Genomic DNA, 20,830 nt, shown 5'->3' with positions numbered 1-20,830 from the left:
GCGGCCGAGGCGGACCGGCCGCACCGAGTCATCACGAGGACCCGATTGAGCACTCACCTGTCCGTGCGATGCGGCGGCGCCGTCCTGGCCGCCGTACTGCTGGCCGCGACCGCGTCCTGCTCCGACGGCGCCCGGGGCCCGGTGGCCGGGCCGGGCGGCGGGGCGGCCACCCCCACCGCCGAGGCGGCGGCGCCCGACACCCGCACCGAGCTGGCCACCGCCGCCTTCCCCACCGGCTGGGAGGGCATCGAGGCCACCGTCACCGTGCACGAGCTGCGCCGGCGGGGCGAGCTGGTGAACCTCGTCTTCTCGGTCTCCCACGACGGCGCCGAGCGCATCAACCTGTACACCCTGCACAACGACTGGGCCGTCACCCTGGTCGACCCGGTCAATTCGCGCCGGCACACCGTGGTGGCCGACGGCAACCAGGAGCCGCTGCAGCCCGACACCGTCAGCACCTACATCGCCCCCGGCACCCCCACCCCGCTGTCGTACGGCTTCACGGCGCCGCCTCCCGACGTCACCGCGATGGACGTCTACATCGCCGCCTTCCCGCCCTTCCGCGACGTGCCGGTGAGCCCGTGAGCGGCCGGGTCCGCGGCGCCGCGCTCGCGGCGCTGCTGTGCGCGGCGGTCCCGCTGCTCGGGGGCGCCGACGCGGTGCCCGCCGTGCAGGGTCCGGCGATGCCGGCGTCGGTGCCCGATCCCAACCTGCGCGCCGCGGTCACCGACATCGCCACCGAGGGCGCGGTCTCCGACCTCGACACCGAGGGCACCACCGAGGAGCTGCCTCCGGAGGAGGCCGGTAGCCCCGGGGCCACGGCCTCGCCGTCGGAGAGCCCGTCCGGCTGACCGGGCAGCCCCCGGACCGGCGCCGTTACCGATCCGATACCGGCCGGGTCGAACCGGCTCCCGGATGCGGTCGTCAGAGCCGACATGAGTACCCAATTGATTACGCACTTGTCCCGCAGGTTCGGGGCCGCCGTCCTGGCCGCCGCGCTGCTGGGGGCCCTGGCCGGCTGCGGCGCCGGCAGCCGCGAGGACCCGGCCGGGGCCGCGGACGGTTCCGGCGGGGCGGCGGGCGCGGCGGGCACCACCCCCGACATCGGCACGGAGCTGGCGCGGGCCGCCTACCCGTCGAGGTTCGAGGGCGTCGAGCTGACCCTCACCGTGCACGAGCTGCGCCGCCAGGGGCGGCTGCTGCACCTGGTCTACTCCGTCGCCCACGACGGCGACGAGGAGCTGAGCCTGTGGGACTTCGACGACGCCTGGGACGTGGCGCTGGTCGACTCGGTCAACCTCCGGCGGCACTCCGTGGTCGCCGACGGCGACCAGGAGGAGCTGGCCCCCTACCGCGTCGACACCGAGATCCCGGTCGGCGCGGCGGCTCCGCTGGGCTACGTGTTCGCGGCGCCGCCCGAGGACGTCACCGCGATGGACGTCTACATCTCCACCTTCCCGCCCTTCCGCGACGTCCCGGTCAGCTCGTGACGACGCGGGCGGGCGGCGCGGTGCTGGCGGCGCTGCTGCTGTGCGCCGCGGCGGCGCCGGCGGCCGCGGCCGACGGGTCCGGGGTGATCGGCCCCGAGGTGCCCGAGTCGGTGCCGGAGCCGAACCTGGCGGCGTCGATCACGGAGCTGTCGGGTGCCGTCTCGGACCTGGACCTGGGCGTCGTCGAGGAGCTGAGCCGCGAGGAGGACGAGGGCGGCACCACCGTCCTCACCATCTCCTCCGACGTGCTGTTCGCCTTCGACGAGGCGGAGCTGACCGACGCCGCGCTGCGCGAGCTGGACGAACTCGCCGAACGGCTGGCGGGCGGCACCGGCACCGTGGCGGTGGTCGGGCACACCGACGGCCTCGGCGACGACTCCTACAACCAGGAGCTGTCGGAGCGGCGGGCCGAGGCGGTGGGCGAGGCACTGGCCGAGCGGCTGGGCTCCGGCGGCCCCGACATCTCGGCGAGCGGACGCGGCGCGGAGCAGCCCGTCGCGGCGGAGACCACCGCCGAGGGCACCGACGACCCCGGGGGGCGGGCCGCCAACCGGCGGGTGGAGATCAGCTTCGAGGGCTGAGCACGGGGCCCGCTAGTCGTGCGGGGTGAACCGGCCGAAGCGACCCCCGTGGTACAGCAGCGGCGGCCGGCCGGGCCGCACCCGGGCGCTGTCGACCCGGCCGACCACCAGCGAGTGGTCGCCCAGCTCGATGGCGGTGTGCCGCTCGCAGATCAGGTGCGCGGCCGCCCCGCTCAGCAGCGGCAGGCCGTACGGTCCCGCACTCCAGCGGGTGGGCGGGGCGAAGCGGTCGGCACCGCGGCGCGAGAAGCGGCGGGCGAGTTCGGCCTGGTCGCCCGCGAGCACGTTCACCGCGAAGCGCTCGGCGCCGCGCAGCCCGTGCCAACTGGTGGAGGATCGCGCCAGGTAGAAGGAGACCAGCGGCGGGTCGAGGCTGACGCTGGTGAACGAGGTGGCGGTCAGGCCGATCGGGCGCCCGGCGTGGCGGGCGGTGACCGCCACCACCCCGGCGGCGTGCCGGCCCAGCGCGCGGCGGAACTCCTCCTCGCCGTCCGCCCCGGCCGGGCCCGGCTCGGGCCGCAGGCCGTCCGCGGGGGCGGTCACCCGGCGGGCCGGTGCGCGGCGCGGCGGACGGGTGCGGGCGGGACCGCCGCTGCGGGGGCGGGCGGGTCGGCGGCCTTCAAGCTGGACCTCCTCGCGGTCTCCGTCATCGCGGCGGCGGCGGCCGGCCGGGTGGGCGCGGCCGGATCCTGCTCGATGGGTGGGAATCGCCGGCGGAACGTACCGGGAGATTCCTTCTCCTTCGCGCATCCGGCACAAACGTGCCGCGCCCCGGTGCTGTTCCCCTCCGTGCGGTCGGTGACGCCGCGGCCGGCGAGACGGCGATCACGGTCCGGCCCCTCATCTTCCCGTCGGCGACGGCGCCGTACGAACGTGCGCCGGGCGCCCGGTCCTACCCACCTCGCCGACGGCACCGCCAAGGCCCTCCCGGCGGCCGCGGGCCCGAGCAGGCACCGGGCCGCCGGACCGCACCCGCTCGGACCGCAGGAGCGCGGCCGCGCGGCACCGCCCGGAGGGGCCGCCGCCTCGGTGACGGCTCCGGCGCTTCCGGCTGCGGGGCGCGCCGCACCAGGGTTGACTGATTCCCTGGTGCGGCGGGCACGGGCGTGCCGTGCCCCGCCCTTGTTCCCGCCCCTAGGCGCTCGGCGCAGCCCTACGCCCGCGGGACCGTCCGGGCGGGTCCCGCCGGACGGCAGCGGTGGTCGACACCGCGCTCCGCGTCCCGCCCACAGCGGCCAACGCGCGTGAGCGCGGCTATCCGCCACGGCCCATGCGCACCGTTCCCTGGCAGCGGCCGGGCCCGCCCGCGAACCATCCGGCCCGCCGAACGGTAGCAATGGTCACCACCGCGCCCACCCATGTCTCGCCCACACCTGCCGACGCCTGTGGCCCCGGCCTCCGCCATGGCCTCGTCCCGGCAACGGGCCGGCCGCTCGCACTCACGAGCGGGCCACGGGGCGCTGTGCAGTACTGCCCTGCGCGGCCGCGCAGGGCACGCCGTTCTCGGCCGGCGGCCGGGCCCGCCCGCGGACCATTCGGCCCCGGCAACGGCAGCGGTGTCGACACCGCGTGCCCGCCCGCGCCCGTCCGCACCTGCGGCCCCGCCCCGGCGGCGAACCGGCCGTTCGCACTCACGGGCGGGCCGCGCAGCGACGCCGGATTGCGCTCTCTGGCGGAGGCTGGAGCGCCCGCAGCCCGTCTCGGTGGGGCCCGCCGCGGCAGCGGTGGTCGACACCGCGTGCCGACCCACGTCCCTCTCACACCTGCCGACGCTCGCGGCCCCGGCAACGAGTGGGCCATAGAGCGACGCCGCACGGTACTTACGGCGCTGTCGTGGCGATTGCCGCCGGACACCGCTGCGTGGTGGTGGCCGGGTTCCGAGGGCCGAGGACCCCGTCCGGAGCCAACGCCGCGGCTCCTCACGGGCGCCGGCCGGAGGCGGTGGGCGGTGGGCGGTGGGCACGGTGTCCGGAGCGGCGGCGGCCGGGCGCCGCGCTTTCGCCTTCGCGGGCGGGCCGGCTCGACCTGGGATCCGTCACGGGCGGCCGGATCGGTGATCGACGGGGCCTCACGCCGCCGGGGTGCTGAGCCCATAATGGAAGGATCGCGGCTGAGGGCCGCGTGGGCGTGATCCCGTTATCGTGAAAACCGATAGCTATAGTAGGCAATATGCGTGAGGCGAGTTCCACCCCGGCCGAGCGCGGCCCTGTGCTCGCGTTCGCCGGGGGCGGGGCCGCCGCGGCGCTGACCGCCGCCTACGTGCTGCGCGCCTTCGCGGCGGCCCGGGCGCGCGGCACCGTCGTGCTGGTCGACCGCCTCGGCCGCCACGCGCGCGGTACCGCCTACGCCACCACCGACCCCGGGCACCTGCTCAACGCCCCCGCCTGCGCGATGACCGCCTACGGCGGCGACCAGGAGCACCTGGTGGAGTGGGCGCGCGACCAGGGGCTGGTCTGCGACCACCGCTCCTTCCTGTCCCGCTCGCTGTACGGCGACTACCTGCACGACGTGCTGGCCGACGCCGAGCGCCTCGCGGAGCGGGTGCGGGTGGAGCGGCGCACCGCGCGGGTGCTCGCGGTGCGCCCCGGCGGTGTGCCGGGGCGGCGCTGGACGCTGGAGCTGTCGGGCGGCGGCGCCGTCCACGCCGACCAGGTCGTCCTCGCCCCCGGGCTGCCGGCCGCCGCCGACCCGCGGGTGCCGGGGCTGGCCGGCCTGCGGCGCGGCGGGCCCTACCTGCCCGACCCGTGGGCGCCCGGAGTGCTGGCCGCGGCCGGCGACGGGCGGCCGGTGCTGGCACTGGGCACCGGGCTGACCATGGTCGACGTCGCGCTGAGCGCCACCGCCGCCGACCCGCGCACGGTGGTGTACGCGGTGTCGCGCCGCGGCCTGCTGCCGCAGCGGCACGCCTTCCCGCTCACCGGCTACCACCCCAGGGTCGCGCTGCCCGACGGCCCGCTGCGCGTCGCCGACCTGATGCGCGCGCTGCGCACCGCCGTGGCCGCCGACCCGCTGCACTGGCGCTACACCGTCGACTCGCTGCGGCCGGAGCTGCAGCGGCTGTGGGCGCGGCTCGGCCCGGCCGAGCAGCGCCGCTTCCTGGACCGGGTGGCGCGCTACTGGGAGGTGCACCGGCACCGGATGGCGCCCACCGTCGCCGAGCGGCTGGACCGGCTGCGGCTGTCGGGGCGGCTGCGGGTCATGGCGGGCCGGGTGGCGTCGGTGCGGGCGACGCCCTCAGGGCTGCGCGCGTCGGTCGAGCCGGCCGGCGGCGGCCGCACCGAGATCGACGCCGGGTGGCTGGTGAACTGCACCGGCCCCAGCGCCGCGGCGGCGGGCGACCCGCTGCTGCGCCGCCTGCTGGCCGACGGGCTGGCCGGCGCCGACCGCCACGGCCTCGGCCTGGACACCTCCGACGACGGCGAGCTGATGGGGCCCGACGGGCGGTGCCGCGAGGGGCTGTTCACCCTGGGCGCCACCCGGCGGGGGCAGCTGTACGAGACGACCGCGATCCGCGAGATCCGGGCGCAGGCCGAGGTGGTGGCGCGGCGCACCGCCGAGGCGCTGCTGGCCGCGCCCGCCGCCTGGGGTTGAGCGGGGCGCTCAGCTCGGGCGGCTGCGCCGCTCGGCGCGGCGCAGCCGGAACGGCCGCAGCGCCGACTCCAGCTGCTCGTTGAGGTTCATCTTGCTCGCGCCGAGCCGGCGGTCCTCGAAGTGGATGGGGATCTCCACCATCTTCTGGCCGCGCGCGTAGGCGCGGTAGTGCATCTCGACCTGGAAGCTGTAGCCGGTGGAGGTGATGGTGGGCAGGTCGATGGCGCGCAGGGCGTCGCCGGTCCAGAGCTTGAAGCCGGCCGTCATGTCGCGGATGGGCATGGCCAGGATCGCCTTGACGTAGGCGTTGGCCCAGCCGCTGAGCAGCCGCCGCCGCAGCCCCCAGTCGTCGCCCAGGCTGCCCCCGGCGACGTAGCGGCTGCCGATGACCACCCCGGCGCGGGTGGACAGCAGGGTGCCCAGCAGCTGCGGGACGTACTCGGGCGGGTGGGAGAGGTCGGCGTCCATCTGCGCGACGTACTCGGCGCCGTCGTCCAGCGCGCGGGTCATGCCGGCGACGTAGGCGCGGCCGAGGCCGTCCTTGGCGGTGCGGTGCACCACGGTGACGCGCTCGGCGCCGTACTCGGCCGCGAGCTTGTCGGCGGCCTCGCCGGTGCCGTCAGGTGAGTTGTCGTCGACGACGACGACGCGCAGCGCGGGCAGGCCGAGCGCCATCAGGCGGGCGACCGCCTTGGGCAGGTTCTCGACCTCGTTGTAGGTCGGCACGACCACGCTGAGCCGGGAGCGCGCCCATGACTCGGGAAGTTCGGGCGACTGCGGCGTGGACATTCGCGGATCTCCCATCGTGCCGGTTCGGGGTCAGCATATGACGACCGGCGGACCGGTTTAGTTAGCCGTGGCATCGTGTATCGGATATCCGGTTTGAGTCTCCACCGACTGGAGGGTGCACCGTGGAGCGCGTGAACGGAGACGGCGCCGTCTTCACCATCGGCGACCTGGCCAGGCGCACCGGGCTGCCGGTGAAGACGATCAGGTACTACGCCGACATCGGCGTCGTCCCGCCGACCGCCCGATCCTCGGGCGGCTACCGGCTGTACGACGCCGCCGCCGTGGCCCGCCTGGACCTGGTGCGGACGCTGCGCGAACTCGACGTCGACCTGGCGTCGATCCGGCGCGTCCTGGACCGCGAACTGGACCTGGCGGAGCTGGCGGCGGTGCACGCCGACGCGCTCGACGCGCAGATCCGCATCCTGCGGACCCAGCGCGCGGTGCTGCGGACGGTGGCCGACCGGGGGACCGAACTGGAGGAGCTGAGCCTGATGCACCGCCTTGCGCGGCTGTCCGCCGCCGAGCGGCAGCGGATCATCGACGACTACTGGGCGTCGGCCTTCGACGGCCTGGACATCGATCCCGTCTTCGCCGAGAGGATGCGCTGCGTCCGCGTGGAGCTGCCCGACGACCCCAGCCCCGAGCAGGTGGACGCCTGGGTCGAACTGGCCGAACTGGTGGCCGACCCCGGCCACCGGGCGCGGGTGCGCCAGATGGCCCAGGCCCACCACGACGCCCGCGCCGCCGGGGAGGGGATGGCCCCGCCCGACGCCGACGCGAGCGCCTTCGCCGCCCTGGTGGCCGAGCGCGCCGGTGCGGCCCTCGACGCCGGCATCGACCCCGCGTCGGCGCAGGGCCGCGCGATCGCCGACGAACTGGCCGCCGAGGCCGGGATCACCGGGGACGACCCCCTCGACCGCCGTGAGGCCCTGGCCGACCGCATCGCCATGGGCACCGACGCCCGCGTGGAGCGCTTCTGGCATCTCCTCGCCATCGTCAACGGCTGGCCAGCCCCCGAGGGCGCCGGCGGCCGCACACCGGCGGTCCCCACGATGGAGTGGTTCATCGCGGCTCTGCGCGCTTCGGCGCGGGGGTAGGGCGGACGGCCCACGACACAGTGGAGGCGGGTGCCAGGACGCCGTTCAAGGCGGCGCCGATGAGGCTGCGGACGGCGGGGGCGAGGCGGCGGGACCGCCGCCCGCCGCCACCCCGCCGTCCGCAGGGGCACGTCCGGCACCCCGGCCGCCCACAGCCCGCCGCGTCCCGACTTCCAGGACTCGGCCATAGGAGCGCGCTGTGAACCCAGGGGTCCAGATGGCCGGCGGCTGGGAGGTGTCCGTTCCACGACCCATAAGGCCGCCCGGTCCATCGCAAGGACGAGCCGAACCAGCGACGTGCCCACTGGTTCGCCACCTGCCACGGAATCGACCGACCCGCCTTTAGGCAGCGCGCCCACCGCGAGCGCGGGACGCCCGAACAACACTCCGGGATCATCCCCGCGCGCGCGGGGAGCACCGCCCCTCGGCCAGGTCGGGGACCAGCATGGCGGGACCATCCCCGCGCGCGGGGAGCACGTGGAACCGGCCGACCTGACAGCGTCCGCCTCGGGACCATCCCCGCGCGCGCGGGGAGCACACGGCGAAGGCGCGCGCGTAGGCGACCAGCTCGGGACCATCCCCGCGCGCGGGGAGCACGAGGACAACCCCCAGAACCAGGCCACCGCCCAGGGACCATCCCCGCGCGCGCGGGGAGCACTTCGGTCGGCGCCGGCCGGGGTGCGGGGGCCGGGGACCATCCCCGCGCGCGCGGGGAGCACCCGCGCCCGTACTTCCAGTACTGCTCCAGGTTGGGACCATCCCCGCGCGCGCGGGGAGCACCGCTTGCTCTGGGTGATGACCGCGCCGCGGAAGGGACCATCCCCGCGCGCGCGGGGAGCACCTGGCTGACGGGTCGCTCACCCTCAATGGGTTGGGACCATCCCCGCGCGCGGGGAGCACCTGCTGCTGGCGCCGCCCACGGAGGACACCGAGGGACCATCCCCGCGCGCGCGGGGAGCACGGCTGGTCGATCGAGCGGGACGGCGGCGCCGAGGGACCATCCCCGCGCGCGCGGGGAGCACCGTAGCACCGAGACCGAGATCGTCCGAGTGCCGGGACCATCCCCGCGCGCGCGGGGAGCACCGTAGCACCGAGACCGAGATCGTCCGAGTGCCGGGACCATCCCCGCGCGCGCGGGGAGCACCGTAGCACCGAGACCGAGATCGTCCGAGTGCCGGGACCATCCCCGCGCGCGCGGGGAGCACCGGCCACCTCGCCCCTGCTCGTGGGGGACATGGGGACCATCCCCGCGCGCGCGGGGAGCACTCGGCCGAGATCAGCGCCTCGATCAGGCGGCTGGGACCATCCCCGCGCGCGCGGGGAGCACAACGCCACGCCGAACACGGACAACGATGTGACGGGACCATCCCCGCGCGCGCGGGGAGCACGGCATCTCCCACGACTGCTCGCTGTACTGGGCGGGACCATCCCCGCGCGCGCGGGGAGCACATCGACTCCGCCGGGCTCGACCACACCACCGTGGGACCATCCCCGCGCGCGCGGGGAGCACACCTGATCTGCGGGCCCGACACCTGCTGGGACGGGACCATCCCCGCGCGCGCGGGGAGCACAGATCGAGGAAATCGTCACGGCTGTCCTGATGGGGACCATCCCCGCGCGCGCGGGGAGCACTCCTGAGAAGCCTTGCACGCGTCATGCAACTCAGGACCATCCCCGCGCGCGCGGGGAGCACCGTGGAGCTGCTCGACCTGATCCGCTGCCTGCGGGACCATCCCCGCGCGCGCGGGGAGCACGAAGCTGCGTTCGAGCCCGAATCAGGGTTGGAGGGACCATCCCCGCGCGCGCGGGGAGCACTTGCCCACATGCCACCAACTACTAGTGCGCCAGGGACCATCCCCGCGCGCGCGGGGAGCACAAGAGATTCCTGGCCTGGTAGTCACAGCGCTCAGGACCATCCCCGCGCGCGCGGGGAGCACCCTCGGCGACCTGGGGGGTTATCGGGGTCCGGCCTCATTTCTGACCACTTCTCGAAAGTCGGACAAATCGCCCAGTTGTCTCGCATCACCGCTTCGGGTCATGGACGTAAGCGTATGCGGCGGTCCTGACGGTGGTTCTGATCGGCGTGGTGGCGTCCGCTGTCGGTCGCCGGGGACGGGCATCGGCACGCCGACCAGGAAACGAGGCGCAGGGCTGAGCGCTCGTCCTGGGACACCTGACGCTCACCACAGATCGAGCACCAGATCGGGTCCATCCCCGTCCGTATGGGGAGCGGCTGGACCGTCCTTCAGGAGTTGGGAACCATCAGGGCCCTCCCCGTGCGCGGGGACTCCACCGGCAGGGGGCGGGCTGCCCGGCCGTCGCGGGCCATGCGCGGGCCGGACGGCGGGCCTTGACGGCACGCGTCGGACTCGGTCGGGCGGTCACGTGCCGAGGGCTCGCACGACACGCCCATGCCTCGTCCGGCCCGGCCGCCCGTTCAGTGGCCGCCGCAGCAGGCGTGCGGGTGTTCGATCTCGGCGGGGCGGAGCAGGCCGCCCGCGGCGGGTTCCACCAGGAGCACCAGGGCGCCGCCGCGGAAGACCGGGCGCAGGAAGTCGCGGGTGTCGACGAGGGCGTCGGGGTGCACGGCGACGCCCACGCCGGCGACCCGGTCGATCGCCGACTCCGCGGCGATCCGGCCCGCCGCCACCACGCCGGTGAGCGCGTCCTGGCCGGGGAAGCGCACGCACCGGCCGTCCTCGCCCGCGCGGGCCGAGGCGGCGGCGCGCGCCGCCGCCTCGGCTCCGGACGCAGCCCCGGACGCTGCCTCGGCCGCGCCGGGGCGCACGGCGGCGCCGCCCAGGCGGCGCGCCAGGTCCGCCAGGTGCCGGTCGTCCGGCGGCTCCGCCAGCCGCGCCGACAGCGTCAGCGCGGCCACCCGGGCGGCGCGGTCGGTGTGCGTGCACACCAGCTCGGCCGCGAGGCCCGCGCCGTCGAGCGCCGCCAGGCAGGCCGCGTCGGCGTGCGCGGCGGTGCCGCCCGCGAACTCCGGACTCGGGGCGGCGCCGATCCAGTGCCCCTGGCCGGTGCTCAGCGGACGTCCACGAAGACAGGGTTGGCGTAGAACCACAGGTCGGCCCACGGGTCCGCGTCGGCCGGCACGTCCATCACCGGGTCGCCCGCACCGGTCAGCCGGTTGCCGTCGCTGCCGCGCACCCGCAGGTAGAACGGCCCTTCGACATCGGTGAAGGTGTGCGAGAAGCGCACCCGGCCGTGCGCGCCGCGCGCCGGCTCGAAGGTCCGCACCACCCGGGTGCCCGGGGCCGACATCGTGTCGCGGTCGCCGGCCGCGCCGGTGACCGGTCCGGCGATCAGGTCGACCTTGGCCAGGCGGGGCACGGCGCCGCCGTGGTTGGGCCGGCGGGCGAGGTCGATCCAGATCTCTACCTGGACGTCCCCGCCCCGCCGCACGTAGGTGCGGCCGCCGACGGTGACGCCCCGGGTGTCGCCGTCCTCGCGCGCCCGCACCCGCAGGTCCAGGCCCTCGATCAGCCCGCCGTGCACGGCGACGGCGGCGCCGGCCTGCAGGCCGCGCATGATGTCGACGTAGGAGCGGGACCGGGCGCCGACCAGGGTGGAGCTGTAGTAGCCGGGCCAGTAGTCGCCGTAGGGCCGGGGCACGCCGGTGTCGACGGGCGCGCCGCGGCTGCCGGTGGAGGCGTGGTCCTGGGTGCCCGGGGTGTGGGTGTCCAGGTACACCTGGTGGCTGTCGGAGGTGGAGGTGATCCACCACGGCAGCCCCTCGGCCAGCAGCGAGTCCCAGACGCCGCCGACCTTCGCGGTCATCCAGTCGAAGCCGCCGTAGGTGCGGTACGGGTTCTCCGACTCGGTCGGCGCGTAGCCGGGGAAGCTGTCCTGGCCGGGCGAGGACTCGTAGTAGCCGCGGGCGCCGCCCGAGGCGCCGGGGATGCCGGCCGCCTGGTGGCCGGGCGCGCCCTCCATGCCGACCGCGACGCCGGGGGCGGCGTCGCGCCAGCCGCGCAGCTCGTGCGGGCTGTCCACGCCGCGCCGGGCCGGGTGGTTGGCCAGCATCAGCGCGATCTCGGTGCGGCCCGACCTGACCTGGCGGTCCAGGTAGCGCAGCGCCTCCAGCGCGTAGGGCTCGCCGTCGGCGGAGGTGGAGCGGGCGATCAGGCCCCGGCCGCCGGCGCTCACCGGGGTGGACAGGACGCCGCCGTCGTAGCCGGCCTCGAAGGCGCGCAGGATCTCGACGGTGTCGCGGCCGGGCGGCAGGAACACGGTGGCGTGCTCGGCGCCGGGGATGTTCCATTCCAGGCCCTGGTAGACGAGCATGTCGCGGTAGGCGAGCCGCGCCGCCTCGATGTCCGGGGCGACCTGGTCGATGGAGAACTTCTGGTGCGCGACGCCGCCGTGGTCGGTGATCACCACCCAGTCCAGGCCGTACTCGCGCGCCTTGGCGACCTGGGTGGCCACCTCGTACTGGGCGTCGGGCGAGTACTTGGTGTGGATGTGGTGGTCGCCGGCGAACCAGCGGTAGCGGCCGCCCCAGGGGTTGGCCGGCGCCGGCGGGCGCTCGCCGGCGGCGGCCGGGACGGCCGGCAGGGCGCCGCTCAGCGCCGCCGCCCCCGCCGCGGCGCCCATGCCGGCCAGGAAGCGGCGGCGGGCGATGGACAGCGGGTGGTCGTCGTCGGGGTCGCGCCAGCTGCCGGCCACCGGCTCGGGCTCGTGGTGGTGCGGATGGGCGTGGTCGTGCGGCCCGTGGTCGTGGTCGTGGGGGTGCGTCATCGAAACCAGCCGTTCCAGAGGTGTCCCGGACCTGCGCATTCTCGCGAAGGGCGCGGATCACCGATCGGCGGCGAGGCAGCGGACACGTGAACAGGAGGCGACGCCCCGGCCGTGCGCCCTGGTGGGCGGCCGGAGCCGCTCAGTCCTCGCGCGCGCCCGGGCGGGTCCGGCGCAGCCAGAGCAGTCCGAGCACCGGGAGCACCACGGGGATGCCCAGGTACCCGGTGCCGAAGTGGGACCAGACGGTCGGCTCGGGGAAGAGCCCCGGCCACAGCAGGCTGACGGTGCCCACCGCGAGCACGCCCGCCAGTTCGGTGCCCAGGCAGACCACGGCGACGCGGCGCGAGGTGCGTCCGGCCAGCACCAGGCTGACCGTCGCGACCAGGTAGATCACGGCGGCGGCCGCCGACAGCGAGAAGGCCAGCGGCGCCTGCTCGAAGCGGTCGGTGATCTGCACGGTCGAGCGGGAGCCCGCCGCGATCGTGAAGATCACGTACACCGCGATCAGCACCCGTCCGGGGCCGGTGCGCAGCGCGGGCGCGGCGCTCGGGCGCGCGTCGGCGGCCGCCGCGCGCCGGGCCGGGGATCCGTCAGCCACCGACGCCCTCCCAGACCTGCCCGAGCCGCACCACCATCACCGACATCACCAGCGTGACGGCGACGATGACGGCCGGCCCCCACTTGCTCCGCTCCATCAGCCCCCACCAGCCGGCGGCCGGCGGGAAGAACAGCAGGGTGACCAGGTAGCTCCAGAAGGTGGCCGGCTCGGCCGGCCCCTCCCCCGCGATCGTCAGCACCACGGAGACCACCAGCTGTGCGAGCAGCGCCACCTCCAGCACCGTCAGCGCGCCGAGGTCGGACCACCCCATGGCCCGGCCGCGCGCCCACTGGATCCCGCTCCAGCCCGCCACCAGCAGCGACGCCGTGATCAGCGCCGTGGTGTACCAGCCGATCACCGCGCGGTCCGTTGGTGCCGGACCCGCGGCGGGTGCACGTCGAGCAGGGGCATAGCGAAATACTACCGGGCGTCGTAGTAAGCCCCGGCCGGGCGCTCCACCTCCGCGGCCGCCCCGGTTGATCACGTCCCCCGGGCGGCGCAGGCTTGGGGCGACGACACCGTGACGACGACCGGAGGCAGCCGATGACGAGCGACCACCCGCATCCCGCCGAGCAGGACCCGACGAGCGCACTCGCGGACACCGCCCGGGCGATCATCGACGCGAACCGCTACCTGGCGCTCGGCACGGCGGACCGGACCGGGAGCCCCTGGACCACCCCGGTGTTCTTCGCGCACCACGAGTACCGGGACTTCCTGTGGATCTCCGCGCCCGGCGCGGCCCACTCCCGCAATATCGCCGAGCGCGCCGAGGTCAGCGCCGTGGTGTTCGACTCCGGGGTGGCGCCCGGCACCGGGCAGGCCGTGTACATGGCGGCGAGCGCCGCCGAGGAGACCGATCTCGACCGGTGGCTCGCGCTCTACCCGGGAGCCCCGGAGCGCGGCGGCCGGACCTTCCCGGCCGAGCAGGTGCGCCCGCCCGCGCCGTACCGCCTCTACCGCGCCCGAGTCACACAGCACTGGACGCTGTGCCCGCGCGATCCCGGCACCGCCTGCGCCCCGCACGGGCTGGCCGGCGACCACCGCGTCCGCGTCGCGCCGATCTGAGCGCCAAAGCCCGCATCGCCCGGCCGGGCCGCGCGGGAGCTGGTCACCGGGGCGGGGCGTCCGGGAGCGGCGCGTCGGCCAGGCGCTTGGGGGCGGCCTGCCGCCAGGAGTCCACCAGGATGTCGTAGAGCTCGCCGCGGTCCTCCAGGGCGGCGAGGCGGGCGCGCACCCAGGCCGAGCCGGCCTCGTGCGGGGGCACCCAGAACTTGCTCGGCTCCGCCGCGATCAGCTCGTCGCGCTCCTCCTTGGGGCAGCGCACCGCGAAGGAGGTCTCGTCGTCGGGGACGGTGGCGAACATGCGCCCGGCGACGTGGAAGGTGGGGTGGTCCCACATCAGCTTCTCCACCGTCTCCGGCAGCGACAGGGCGATGCGTCGGACGTCGTCGCTGTCGAGCACGGTCGGGGCCTCCGGTGGGGCGGACGGGAACACCGAGCATTCTGCTCCATCGGCGCCCCCGGTGTCCCGCCGGGCCGCCCCGGCGCGCCCGCGCGGCCGGGCGGCCGGGCGGCCGCGGCCGTCACTTCCGGGCGAAGTACCGTGAGGACTCCGGGCGGAACATCAAGACCACGGCGGTGGCGGTGAGCGCCAGTGCCAGCAGGCCGGCCAGGCCGGAGCCGGTCAGCAGGTTCCCGCGCACCGCCTCCATGGCGACGCCGCCCGCCTGCAGGGCGGTCAGCGCGGTCAGGACGATGCGGGCCCAGTTGGCGCCGCCGCGCATCGCGAAGGCGAGGCCGGTCTCCACCAGCAGGACGACGATCCAGATGCCGGAGGCGACTCCCAGCAGGGTGCCGTCGACGCTGCGCACGGCGGGATCGCCGCCCAGCAGCGCGACGGCGCCGGCGGCCAGGCCCAGGGCGATGTTGGCCAGCAGCAGGAAGAAGGCGGCGTTCACCGGGGCGGGCCGGGCGCGGTCCGTTGCGCTTTCGACGTCGGAGGCCATTTCGACTCCCTTTCTCGAGGAATGGCTTTCTGGTTCGGGACGGGAGTTCCCTTGCCCTGGGCGTCGGGATTTATTTCAGCTCTGCCGGACGGGGTGGAAAGTTCATACTTGCGTATGAGGCCGCCGGATGCGGAGGTCGGTATGCTTGCCGACAGTCGGATCCGGTGCGCCCGCGCGGCCGGCCGGCCGCATTTGCGGAAACGACGGACCTCCGCAATTGCCCGTTCGTGTGAACCGGCCGCGGCCGCCGCGCGGATTCCCCATTTCCGGGCTCCGGTATTCGGGTGCATGATGATGGCCATGGTGGTTCGCCGCGGCCCGCTCGGCCGGTGATGGCAGCAGCCGGGGGCGCCTGGTGGCGCTCCGGCGTGCTCGCGGCCGAGGTGGCGGTGCTCCTCGGCTGCGCGGTCCTGGACGTCGTGTCGGCGGCCGCAGCCCCCGGAGCGCCCGGCGGGGGCTCGGCGTCCCTGCTGGCTGCGCTGGTGCCGTCCATCGGCACGGCGGCGGCCGTGGTCGCGGTGCTGCGGCGCCGCTTCCCCGACCGGATCGAGGCGCTGTGCGGGGGCACGGCGCTGGTGTCGCTGCTGGTGTCGGGCCTGAGCGCCGCCGTCGCGGCCGGCGGCGCGCTGCCGCAGCGCCCGCCGGAGCTGACCGAACTGGCCGCGCTGGCGCTGCTCACCGGGGCGGCCTGCCGCCGGCTGCCCCCGCGCCAGGCGCTCACCGCGGTCGCGCCGGCCGGCGCCGCCGTGATCGCCGCCACGCTGCCGCACGCCCCCGTCACGGTCCTGTCCCCGCTCCCCGACCCGGCGCTGTGGGCGGCGTGGGGCGTGTCGGTGGCGGCGGGTTCGGCGCTGCGCGCGCTGGACGCGCGGTGGCGGCGGCTGCTGCTGGCGGCGCGGGACGCCGAGCGGGTGCGCCTGGCCCGCGAGCTGCACGACGTGGTCGCCCACCATGTGACCGGGATCGTGGTGCTGGCCCAGGCGGCCGGGTCGCTGGAGCGCCGGGCGGGCCGGGAGCCCGAGGGCTACCTGGAGATCGAGCGGGCCGGCGCCGAGGCGCTGGCCGAGCTGCGCCGGCTCGTCGGCGCGCTGCGCTCCCCGCCGGAGGAGGACTCCGTCGCCACCGAAGTCGCCGAGATCGTGCGCCGCGCCGCCGCGGACGACGGCCTCGCCGAGGTCCGGCTGGACGGCGTGGCCGGGCTGGAGCTGCCGGCCGCGGCCGCCCGGGCGGTGCGGCGGGTGCTGACCGAATCGCTCACCAACGCCCGGCGGCACGCCCCCGGGCGCAGCTTCACCGCGGTGCGGGTCCGGGTGGCGCGCCGCTTCGTGCTGCACCGGCTGGTCGTCGAGGTCACCAACGACGGGGTCCGCGACGGTGCCGGCGCCCCCGGCCCCGGCGACTCCGCCGGCTACGGCCTGGTGGGGATGGCCGAACGGCTGCGGGAGGCCGGCGGGGCGCTGTTCGCCGGGCCGCACCGGCGGGACCGCTGGCGGGTGACCGCGGTCCTCCCGCTGGCCCAGCGCGGGGAGGGGCCGCGATGACGACGACCGTGCTGGTCGCCGACGACCAGGCGATGGTGCGCCGGGGCTTCCGGCTGATCCTGGACGCCGAGCCGGGCCTGCGGGTGGTGGCCGAGGCGGCCGACGGCGCCGAGGCCGTCCGGCTGGCCCGCGAGCACCGGCCCGACGTGGTGCTGATGGACATCCGGATGCCCGTGGTCGACGGGCTGCGCGCCACCCGGCTGCTGGCCGGGTCCGACCTGCCCGAGCCGCCGCGCGTGGTGGTCGTGACCAGCTACGACATGGACGAGAACGTGCACGCCGCGCTGCGCGCCGGGGCCTGCGGCTTCCTGCTCAAGGACGCCGGCCCCGCCCTGCTGGTGGAGGCGGTGCGCGCCGCCGCGCTGGGCGACGCGCTGATCTCCCCGTCGGTCACCACCCGGCTGCTGGCCCGCTTCGCCGACCGGGGCGAGGACCGCGAGCCGCGTCCGCCGCTCACCCGCCGCGAGAGCGAGGTGGCGCGGGCGGTGGCCCGGGGCCGCACCAACGCCGAGATCGCCGGGGACCTGGTGATCTCGCTGCCCACCGTCAAGAGCCACCTGATGGCGGTGCAGCGCAAGCTGGGGGTGCGCAACCGCACCGAGGTGGCGATCTGGGCCTGGCGCACCGGCCTGGTGCGCTGAGCCGCCGGGCTCAGCGGCGGACGGGGGCGCGCACCACGACGGTGCGGGCCACCAGGTCGCCCAGCCGCTGCCGCTGCGGGGTGCAGAGCATCACCGCCAGCCCGACCAGGCCGTAGCAGGCGAAGTCCACCACGCCCAGCAGCCAGCGCAGCGTGTGCGCGCGCAGCCGGGGCGCCTCGCCCGTCTCGGTGAGCACGCGCAGCCCCAGCCGGCGCATCGCCGGGGTGCGGCCGCCGTGGCGGTGCGGCCACCAGGCCAGCACGAACCAGTCGGCCGCCGTCCCGGCCGCGAAGAGCACCGCGCCCACCAGGTAGGCGGCGGTCGTCCGCTCCACACCGCGCGACTCCAGGTAGAGCACTCCCACCAGCGCCGGCACGGTCATGGCCAGCACGGCGGAGCCGATCAGCAGGTGGTCGAGGGCCGCCTGGGCCACCCGCCGGCCGACCACCCGGGTCCTGGGCGGGTCCGCGACGGTCTCGTCGGCCGCTCCTGTCACGGTCCCCCAGTCTGCCAGCGGGGCCGCGCGGCCGCGGTCACAGCGAGCCGCCGGAGCGGTTGGCGCGGACGATGAGGTAGAGCAGGTACGGCGCGCCCAGCACACCCGTGACGACGCCGACCGGGTAGCGGGTGCCGAAGGCGAACTGGCCGACGAGGTCGGCGACCAGTACCAGCAGCGCGCCGACGAGCGCCGCGGGGACCAGCGGCGAGCCGTGCGGTCCGGTCAGGCGGGTGGCGATCGGGCCGGACAGGAAGGCGAGGAACGCGATCGGCCCCGTCGCGGCGGTGGCGAAGGAGATGAGGCCGACGGCGGCGACGATGAGCAGCACCCGGGTGCGCTCCACCCGCACCCCCAGCGCCGCGGCGGTGTCGTCGCCGAACCGCAGCACCGACAGCGCGCGCGAGCGGCTGAGCAGCACCGGCCCGAGCACGGCCAGGGCGAGCAGCACCGGCAGCACGCCCGCCCAGGTGGAGCCGTTGAGGCTGCCGGTCAGCCAGCGCAGCGCCTCCTGGAGCTCCCATTGCGGCGCCCTGCTGAGCACGTAGACGGTGACGCTGTCCAGCATCACGCCGACCCCGATGCCGATCAGGACCAGCCGGGTGTCGGCGACGCCGCCGCGGTAGGACAGCAGGTAGACCAGCAGCGCGATCCCCAGGCCGGCGGCGATGGCGAAGACCGACACCGGCGGCCCGCCGAGCCCCAGGATGACGATGGCGAAGGCGGCGGCGGCGCTCGCGCCGGAGCTGATGCCGATGATGTCGGGGCTCGCCAGCGGGTTGCGCAGCATCGTCTGGAAGGTGGCGCCGCCGAGTCCGAAGCAGACGCCGGCGATGACCGCGAGCACGGCGCGCGGCAGCCGCAGCCTGCCGACGGTGAAGCCCGCCCCGGGCACGTCCTCGCCCAGGACCACCCGCACGACGTCGGCCGGCGGGTAGAAGGTCCTGCCCACCATGAGCGTGGTGGCGAAGACGGCGGCGACGAGCAGCGCCAGCAGCACCATGACGGTCCGCCGGCGGCGGTCCCTGCGGGCGCGTCCGCGAGCGACGGCGGCGACCGCGGCCTCCCGGGTGGCGAGCGCGCCGGTCACAGCGCCCTCGTCTTGCGGCGGCGGACGATGGCGATGAAGAAGGGCGCGCCCACGAGGGCGGTGATGATGCCGACGTCCAGCTCCTCGGGCCGTGCAATGATGCGGCCGAGCACGTCGGAGACGGTGAGCAGCGCGGCACCCGCGAGCGCGGAGTACGGCAGCAGCCAGCGGTGGTCGACGCCGACGAGCAGCCGGCACAGGTGCGGCACGACGAGTCCGACGAAGCCGATCGGCCCGGCGACCGCCGTCGACGCGCCGCACAGCAGCACGGAGCCGAGCCAGGCGAGCCCCCGGGTGAGCGCGACGCGTTCGCCGAGTCCGGCGGCGAGTTCGTCGCCGAGCGCGAGGGAGTTCAGCGGCCGCGCGGCGAGCAGGCACACGACCGCCCCGGCGGCGAGGAAGGGCAGCGCGTGCTCGATGGTGTCGAAGCGCGCACCGCCGACGCCGCCGATCTGCCACGAGCGCACGCCGTCGGCGATGTCGCCCCTCGGCAGCACGACCGCGGTGATGAAGGAGGTGAACGCGGCCGAGGTCGCCACCCCGGCCAGCGCCAGCTTCAGCGGTGTCGCCCCGCCCCGGCCGAGCGAGCCGACCGCGTAGACGAACACCGAGGTGAGCCCCGCGCCGAGGATCGCCGCCCAGATGAAACCGTCGGCCGTCCACAGCCCGAACCAGGCGATGCCGGTCACCACGGCGAGGGAGGCGCCCATGTTGACGCCGAGCACCCCGGGATCGGCCAGCGGGTTGCGCGTCACGCCCTGCATGACCGCGCCCGCGAGCCCGAGCGCGGCGCCGACGACGAGCGCCAGCACGGTGCGCGGGACGCGGGTGGCCACCGCCGCCTGGTCGAGGTTGTCGGACGAGCCGCCGAGCGCCGCGGCCAGCTGGTCGAGCGGCACGTCGCGCGAACCCACGGCGAGCGAGGCCGCACAGCAGGCGGCCAGCGCGGCCGCCAGGGCGAGCAGCCACAGCAGCCGCACCCGCGCCGGGCGCCGCACGGCGGCGGCGCCCGGGGGCGGGGCGGTGGCGGCGGTGCCCGTCACCTCGGCCGTCACTGCGCCCGTGCGGCGGCCTCGGCGAGCAGCGCCACGTACTCGTCGAGCACGAACGGGATGGCCAGCGGCGTCGGGTTCGCGGCGGTGCCGAGCGGGCCGGAGCCGTCGAGGAAGACGACGGCGTCATTGGCGATGGCGGGCGTCTGGGAGAGCAGCGGGTCCGCTTCGAGCGTGTCGACGAGGGCCTGGTCGCCGTAGGTGACGATGATGTCGACGTCGTCGAAGCGGTCGACCTGCTCGGCGCTGACGCTGCCGGAGAACTCGCCGGAGGCCGACGCCTCGGCGACCGACTCCGGTGTGCTGAGGCCGAGGTCCTCGAAGAACGCGGCGCGGGTGTCGTTGGCGGTGTAGAAGTTGACGGTGCTCAGGTCGGCCGTGTCGACGTGCGTGAGGAACATCGTCGACGCCCCTTCGAGTTCGGGGTGCTCGCCGACGGCGTCGGCGATCTGCCGGTCGAGGTCGGCGACGAGCTCCTCGCCTTCGGCCGCCAGCCCGAGCGCCTGGCTGTTGAGGCGGATGACGTCGCGCCAGGACGTCGCCCAGGGCGCCTCGGGGTAGGCGACGACCGGCGCGATCTCGCTGAGGGTGTCGTAGTCCTCCTGGGTGAGGCCGGAGTAGGCGGCCAGGATCACGTCGGGGTCGGTGTCGGCCACCGCTTCGAAGTCGATGCCGTCGGTCTCGCTGAACAGCACCGGCACCTCGGCGCCGAGTTCCTCGATCCGCTCCTCGACCCACGGCAGCAAGCCGTCGCCGTCGTCATCGCCGAAGTCGGCCGCCGCCATCCCCACCGGCACCACACCGAGCGCGAGCGGCACCTCGTGGTTGGCCCAGTTCACGGTGGCGACCCGCTGGGGCGGCCCGGGGATGGTCGTGGTGCCGAGCGCGTGCTCGATGACGATGGGCTCGCCGGCGGCGGCATCGGCGCCGCCGGACTCGGCGGGGGCGCCGCACGCGGTGAGGGCGACGGCGGCCGTACCGGCCATCACCGCGGCGAAGCGACGTCGTGAACGCATGCGGAGGCACCTCGATCTCAGCAGGGGATCCCCCACCCGTTCCCGGGCATGCCGCCATGGGTTAGGTGAGGTTTACCTAATAGGCTAGAAGGGTCA

At 75.9% G+C, this 20,830-nt stretch carries 21 protein-coding genes and 1 CRISPR repeat array; of the genes, 9 read left to right on the top strand and 12 right to left on the bottom strand.

What is annotated here, in order from left to right; genetic code table 11:
* Window positions 1-45: 45 nt before the first annotated feature.
* The 4 genes from CLV72_RS14790 to CLV72_RS14775 all read left to right on the top strand — a co-directional run bounded on the left by CLV72_RS14790 (window position 46) and on the right by CLV72_RS14775 (window position 2,071).
* Window positions 46-585: a hypothetical protein gene (locus tag CLV72_RS14790; RefSeq protein ID WP_146159456.1), complete on the top strand. Its 540-nt coding sequence runs from the start codon at window positions 46-48 to the stop codon at window positions 583-585.
* A complete protein-coding gene (locus CLV72_RS14785) occupies window positions 582-851 on the top strand; it encodes a hypothetical protein (RefSeq protein ID WP_106246069.1) in 270 nt (89 codons plus the stop codon). The genes CLV72_RS14790 and CLV72_RS14785 overlap by 4 nt, the downstream gene beginning before the upstream one ends.
* A 108-nt stretch (window positions 852-959) precedes the next feature.
* Window positions 960-1,490 carry a hypothetical protein gene (locus tag CLV72_RS14780; protein ID WP_106246067.1) on the top strand — a complete coding sequence of 177 codons (531 nt, stop codon included), beginning with the start codon at window positions 960-962 and terminating at the stop codon, window positions 1,488-1,490.
* Window positions 1,487-2,071 (top strand): OmpA family protein, encoded by a 585-nt coding sequence (locus CLV72_RS14775; protein ID WP_106246065.1) that lies wholly within the window; start codon window positions 1,487-1,489, stop codon window positions 2,069-2,071. The genes CLV72_RS14780 and CLV72_RS14775 overlap by 4 nt, the downstream gene beginning before the upstream one ends.
* 12 nt (window positions 2,072-2,083) lie before the next feature.
* On the opposite strand, the gene CLV72_RS14770 is transcribed toward CLV72_RS14775, so the two are convergent.
* Window positions 2,084-2,614 carry a flavin reductase family protein gene (locus CLV72_RS14770; protein WP_245930211.1) on the bottom strand — a complete coding sequence of 177 codons (531 nt, stop codon included), beginning with the start codon at window positions 2,612-2,614 and terminating at the stop codon, window positions 2,084-2,086.
* 1,626 nt (window positions 2,615-4,240) lie between these two features.
* Between CLV72_RS14770 and CLV72_RS14765 the strand changes: the two genes are divergently transcribed.
* Window positions 4,241-5,662 carry an FAD/NAD(P)-binding protein gene (locus tag CLV72_RS14765; protein WP_106246061.1) on the top strand — a complete coding sequence of 474 codons (1,422 nt, stop codon included), beginning with the start codon at window positions 4,241-4,243 and terminating at the stop codon, window positions 5,660-5,662.
* A 9-nt stretch (window positions 5,663-5,671) separates the two neighbouring features.
* On the opposite strand, the gene CLV72_RS14760 is transcribed toward CLV72_RS14765, so the two are convergent.
* The gene (locus tag CLV72_RS14760; protein ID WP_106246059.1) at window positions 5,672-6,451 is read right to left on the bottom strand and encodes a polyprenol monophosphomannose synthase; all 780 of its coding nucleotides are present in this window, start codon (window positions 6,449-6,451) and stop codon (window positions 5,672-5,674) included.
* Between the two features lie 131 nt (window positions 6,452-6,582).
* Between CLV72_RS14760 and CLV72_RS14755 the strand changes: the two genes are divergently transcribed.
* Complete coding sequence (locus CLV72_RS14755; RefSeq protein ID WP_106247002.1) at window positions 6,583-7,548, top strand: MerR family transcriptional regulator; 966 nt, start codon at window positions 6,583-6,585, stop codon at window positions 7,546-7,548.
* Window positions 7,549-8,479: 931 nt separating this feature from the next.
* Window positions 8,480-9,485: direct repeats of the CRISPR family, unit length 29 nt; unit sequence GGGACCATCCCCGCGCGCGCGGGGAGCAC.
* A 500-nt stretch (window positions 9,486-9,985) separates the two neighbouring features.
* Here the strand turns inward: CLV72_RS14755 and CLV72_RS14750 are convergent.
* The 4 genes from CLV72_RS14750 to CLV72_RS14735 all read right to left on the bottom strand — a co-directional run bounded on the left by CLV72_RS14750 (window position 9,986) and on the right by CLV72_RS14735 (window position 13,250).
* Entirely contained in the window at window positions 9,986-10,618 is a 633-nt protein-coding gene (locus CLV72_RS14750; protein ID WP_106246056.1) for a hypothetical protein, read from the bottom strand.
* Window positions 10,579-12,294 carry a PHP domain-containing protein gene (locus tag CLV72_RS14745; protein ID WP_106246053.1) on the bottom strand — a complete coding sequence of 572 codons (1,716 nt, stop codon included), beginning with the start codon at window positions 12,292-12,294 and terminating at the stop codon, window positions 10,579-10,581. The genes CLV72_RS14750 and CLV72_RS14745 overlap by 40 nt, the downstream gene beginning before the upstream one ends.
* Before the next feature lie 139 nt (window positions 12,295-12,433).
* A complete protein-coding gene (locus tag CLV72_RS14740) occupies window positions 12,434-12,826 on the bottom strand; it encodes a hypothetical protein (RefSeq protein ID WP_106246999.1) in 393 nt (130 codons plus the stop codon).
* Between the two features lie 58 nt (window positions 12,827-12,884).
* Window positions 12,885-13,250, bottom strand: coding sequence for a hypothetical protein (locus CLV72_RS14735; protein WP_106246051.1), 366 nt, complete (start codon window positions 13,248-13,250; stop codon window positions 12,885-12,887).
* A 185-nt stretch (window positions 13,251-13,435) separates the two neighbouring features.
* Between CLV72_RS14735 and CLV72_RS14730 the strand changes: the two genes are divergently transcribed.
* On the top strand, window positions 13,436-13,957 hold the full coding sequence (locus tag CLV72_RS14730; protein WP_106246049.1) for a pyridoxamine 5'-phosphate oxidase family protein: 522 nt from the start codon (window positions 13,436-13,438) through the stop codon (window positions 13,955-13,957).
* A gap of 43 nt (window positions 13,958-14,000) precedes the next feature.
* Here the strand turns inward: CLV72_RS14730 and CLV72_RS14725 are convergent, their stop codons facing one another.
* Together CLV72_RS14725 and CLV72_RS14720 are read right to left on the bottom strand one after the other, a co-directional pair.
* Window positions 14,001-14,354, bottom strand: a complete 354-nt coding sequence (locus CLV72_RS14725) for an MmcQ/YjbR family DNA-binding protein (RefSeq protein ID WP_106246996.1) — start codon at window positions 14,352-14,354, stop codon at window positions 14,001-14,003.
* A gap of 121 nt (window positions 14,355-14,475) precedes the next feature.
* Window positions 14,476-14,898 (bottom strand): hypothetical protein, encoded by a 423-nt coding sequence (locus CLV72_RS14720; protein WP_106246047.1) that lies wholly within the window; start codon window positions 14,896-14,898, stop codon window positions 14,476-14,478.
* Window positions 14,899-15,230: 332 nt separating this feature from the next.
* Here CLV72_RS14720 and CLV72_RS14715 point away from each other — a divergent pair, with 332 nt between their 5' ends.
* Together CLV72_RS14715 and CLV72_RS14710 are read left to right on the top strand one after the other, a co-directional pair.
* On the top strand, window positions 15,231-16,439 hold the full coding sequence (locus tag CLV72_RS14715; RefSeq protein WP_146159455.1) for a sensor histidine kinase: 1,209 nt from the start codon (window positions 15,231-15,233) through the stop codon (window positions 16,437-16,439).
* Window positions 16,436-17,080, top strand: coding sequence for a response regulator (locus CLV72_RS14710; protein WP_106246042.1), 645 nt, complete (start codon window positions 16,436-16,438; stop codon window positions 17,078-17,080). The genes CLV72_RS14715 and CLV72_RS14710 overlap by 4 nt, the downstream gene beginning before the upstream one ends.
* 10 nt (window positions 17,081-17,090) lie before the next feature.
* On the opposite strand, the gene CLV72_RS14705 is transcribed toward CLV72_RS14710, so the two are convergent.
* The 4 genes from CLV72_RS14705 to CLV72_RS14690 are packed head-to-tail and all read right to left on the bottom strand — an operon-like array spanning window position 17,091 to window position 20,734.
* Window positions 17,091-17,576 (bottom strand): RDD family protein, encoded by a 486-nt coding sequence (locus CLV72_RS14705; RefSeq protein ID WP_170140983.1) that lies wholly within the window; start codon window positions 17,574-17,576, stop codon window positions 17,091-17,093.
* Between the two features lie 37 nt (window positions 17,577-17,613).
* The gene (locus CLV72_RS14700; RefSeq protein WP_106246038.1) at window positions 17,614-18,666 is read right to left on the bottom strand and encodes a FecCD family ABC transporter permease; all 1,053 of its coding nucleotides are present in this window, start codon (window positions 18,664-18,666) and stop codon (window positions 17,614-17,616) included.
* A complete protein-coding gene (locus tag CLV72_RS14695; RefSeq protein ID WP_425428071.1) occupies window positions 18,663-19,721 on the bottom strand; it encodes a FecCD family ABC transporter permease in 1,059 nt (352 codons plus the stop codon). Before CLV72_RS14695 ends, CLV72_RS14700 begins: the two co-directional genes overlap by 4 nt.
* Window positions 19,718-20,734, bottom strand: coding sequence for an iron-siderophore ABC transporter substrate-binding protein (locus CLV72_RS14690; RefSeq protein ID WP_106246035.1), 1,017 nt, complete (start codon window positions 20,732-20,734; stop codon window positions 19,718-19,720). The genes CLV72_RS14695 and CLV72_RS14690 overlap by 4 nt, the downstream gene beginning before the upstream one ends.
* Window positions 20,735-20,830 lie beyond the last annotated feature (96 nt).

This window comes from Allonocardiopsis opalescens (genome assembly GCF_003002095.1).
Lineage (GTDB): Bacteria > Actinomycetota > Actinomycetes > Streptosporangiales > Streptosporangiaceae > Allonocardiopsis > Allonocardiopsis opalescens.
This window is presented reverse-complemented; position numbering and strand designations above follow the sequence as displayed.

What these genes read in the sequence shown, in the direction of transcription:
- CLV72_RS14765 (WP_106246061.1), top strand. Translation starts at nt 4,241, where the DNA reads ATGCGTGAGGCGAGTTCCACCCCGGCCGAGCGCGGCCCTGTGCTCGCG.
- CLV72_RS14760 (WP_106246059.1), bottom strand. Translation starts at nt 6,451, where the DNA reads ATGTCCACGCCGCAGTCGCCCGAACTTCCCGAGTCATGGGCGCGCTCC.
- CLV72_RS14745 (WP_106246053.1), bottom strand. Translation starts at nt 12,294, where the DNA reads ATGACGCACCCCCACGACCACGACCACGGGCCGCACGACCACGCCCAT.
- CLV72_RS14730 (WP_106246049.1), top strand. Translation starts at nt 13,436, where the DNA reads ATGACGAGCGACCACCCGCATCCCGCCGAGCAGGACCCGACGAGCGCA.
- CLV72_RS14720 (WP_106246047.1), bottom strand. Translation starts at nt 14,898, where the DNA reads ATGGCCTCCGACGTCGAAAGCGCAACGGACCGCGCCCGGCCCGCCCCG.
- CLV72_RS14715 (WP_146159455.1), top strand. Translation starts at nt 15,231, where the DNA reads ATGGCAGCAGCCGGGGGCGCCTGGTGGCGCTCCGGCGTGCTCGCGGCC.
- CLV72_RS14710 (WP_106246042.1), top strand. Translation starts at nt 16,436, where the DNA reads ATGACGACGACCGTGCTGGTCGCCGACGACCAGGCGATGGTGCGCCGG.
- CLV72_RS14690 (WP_106246035.1), bottom strand. Translation starts at nt 20,734, where the DNA reads ATGCGTTCACGACGTCGCTTCGCCGCGGTGATGGCCGGTACGGCCGCC.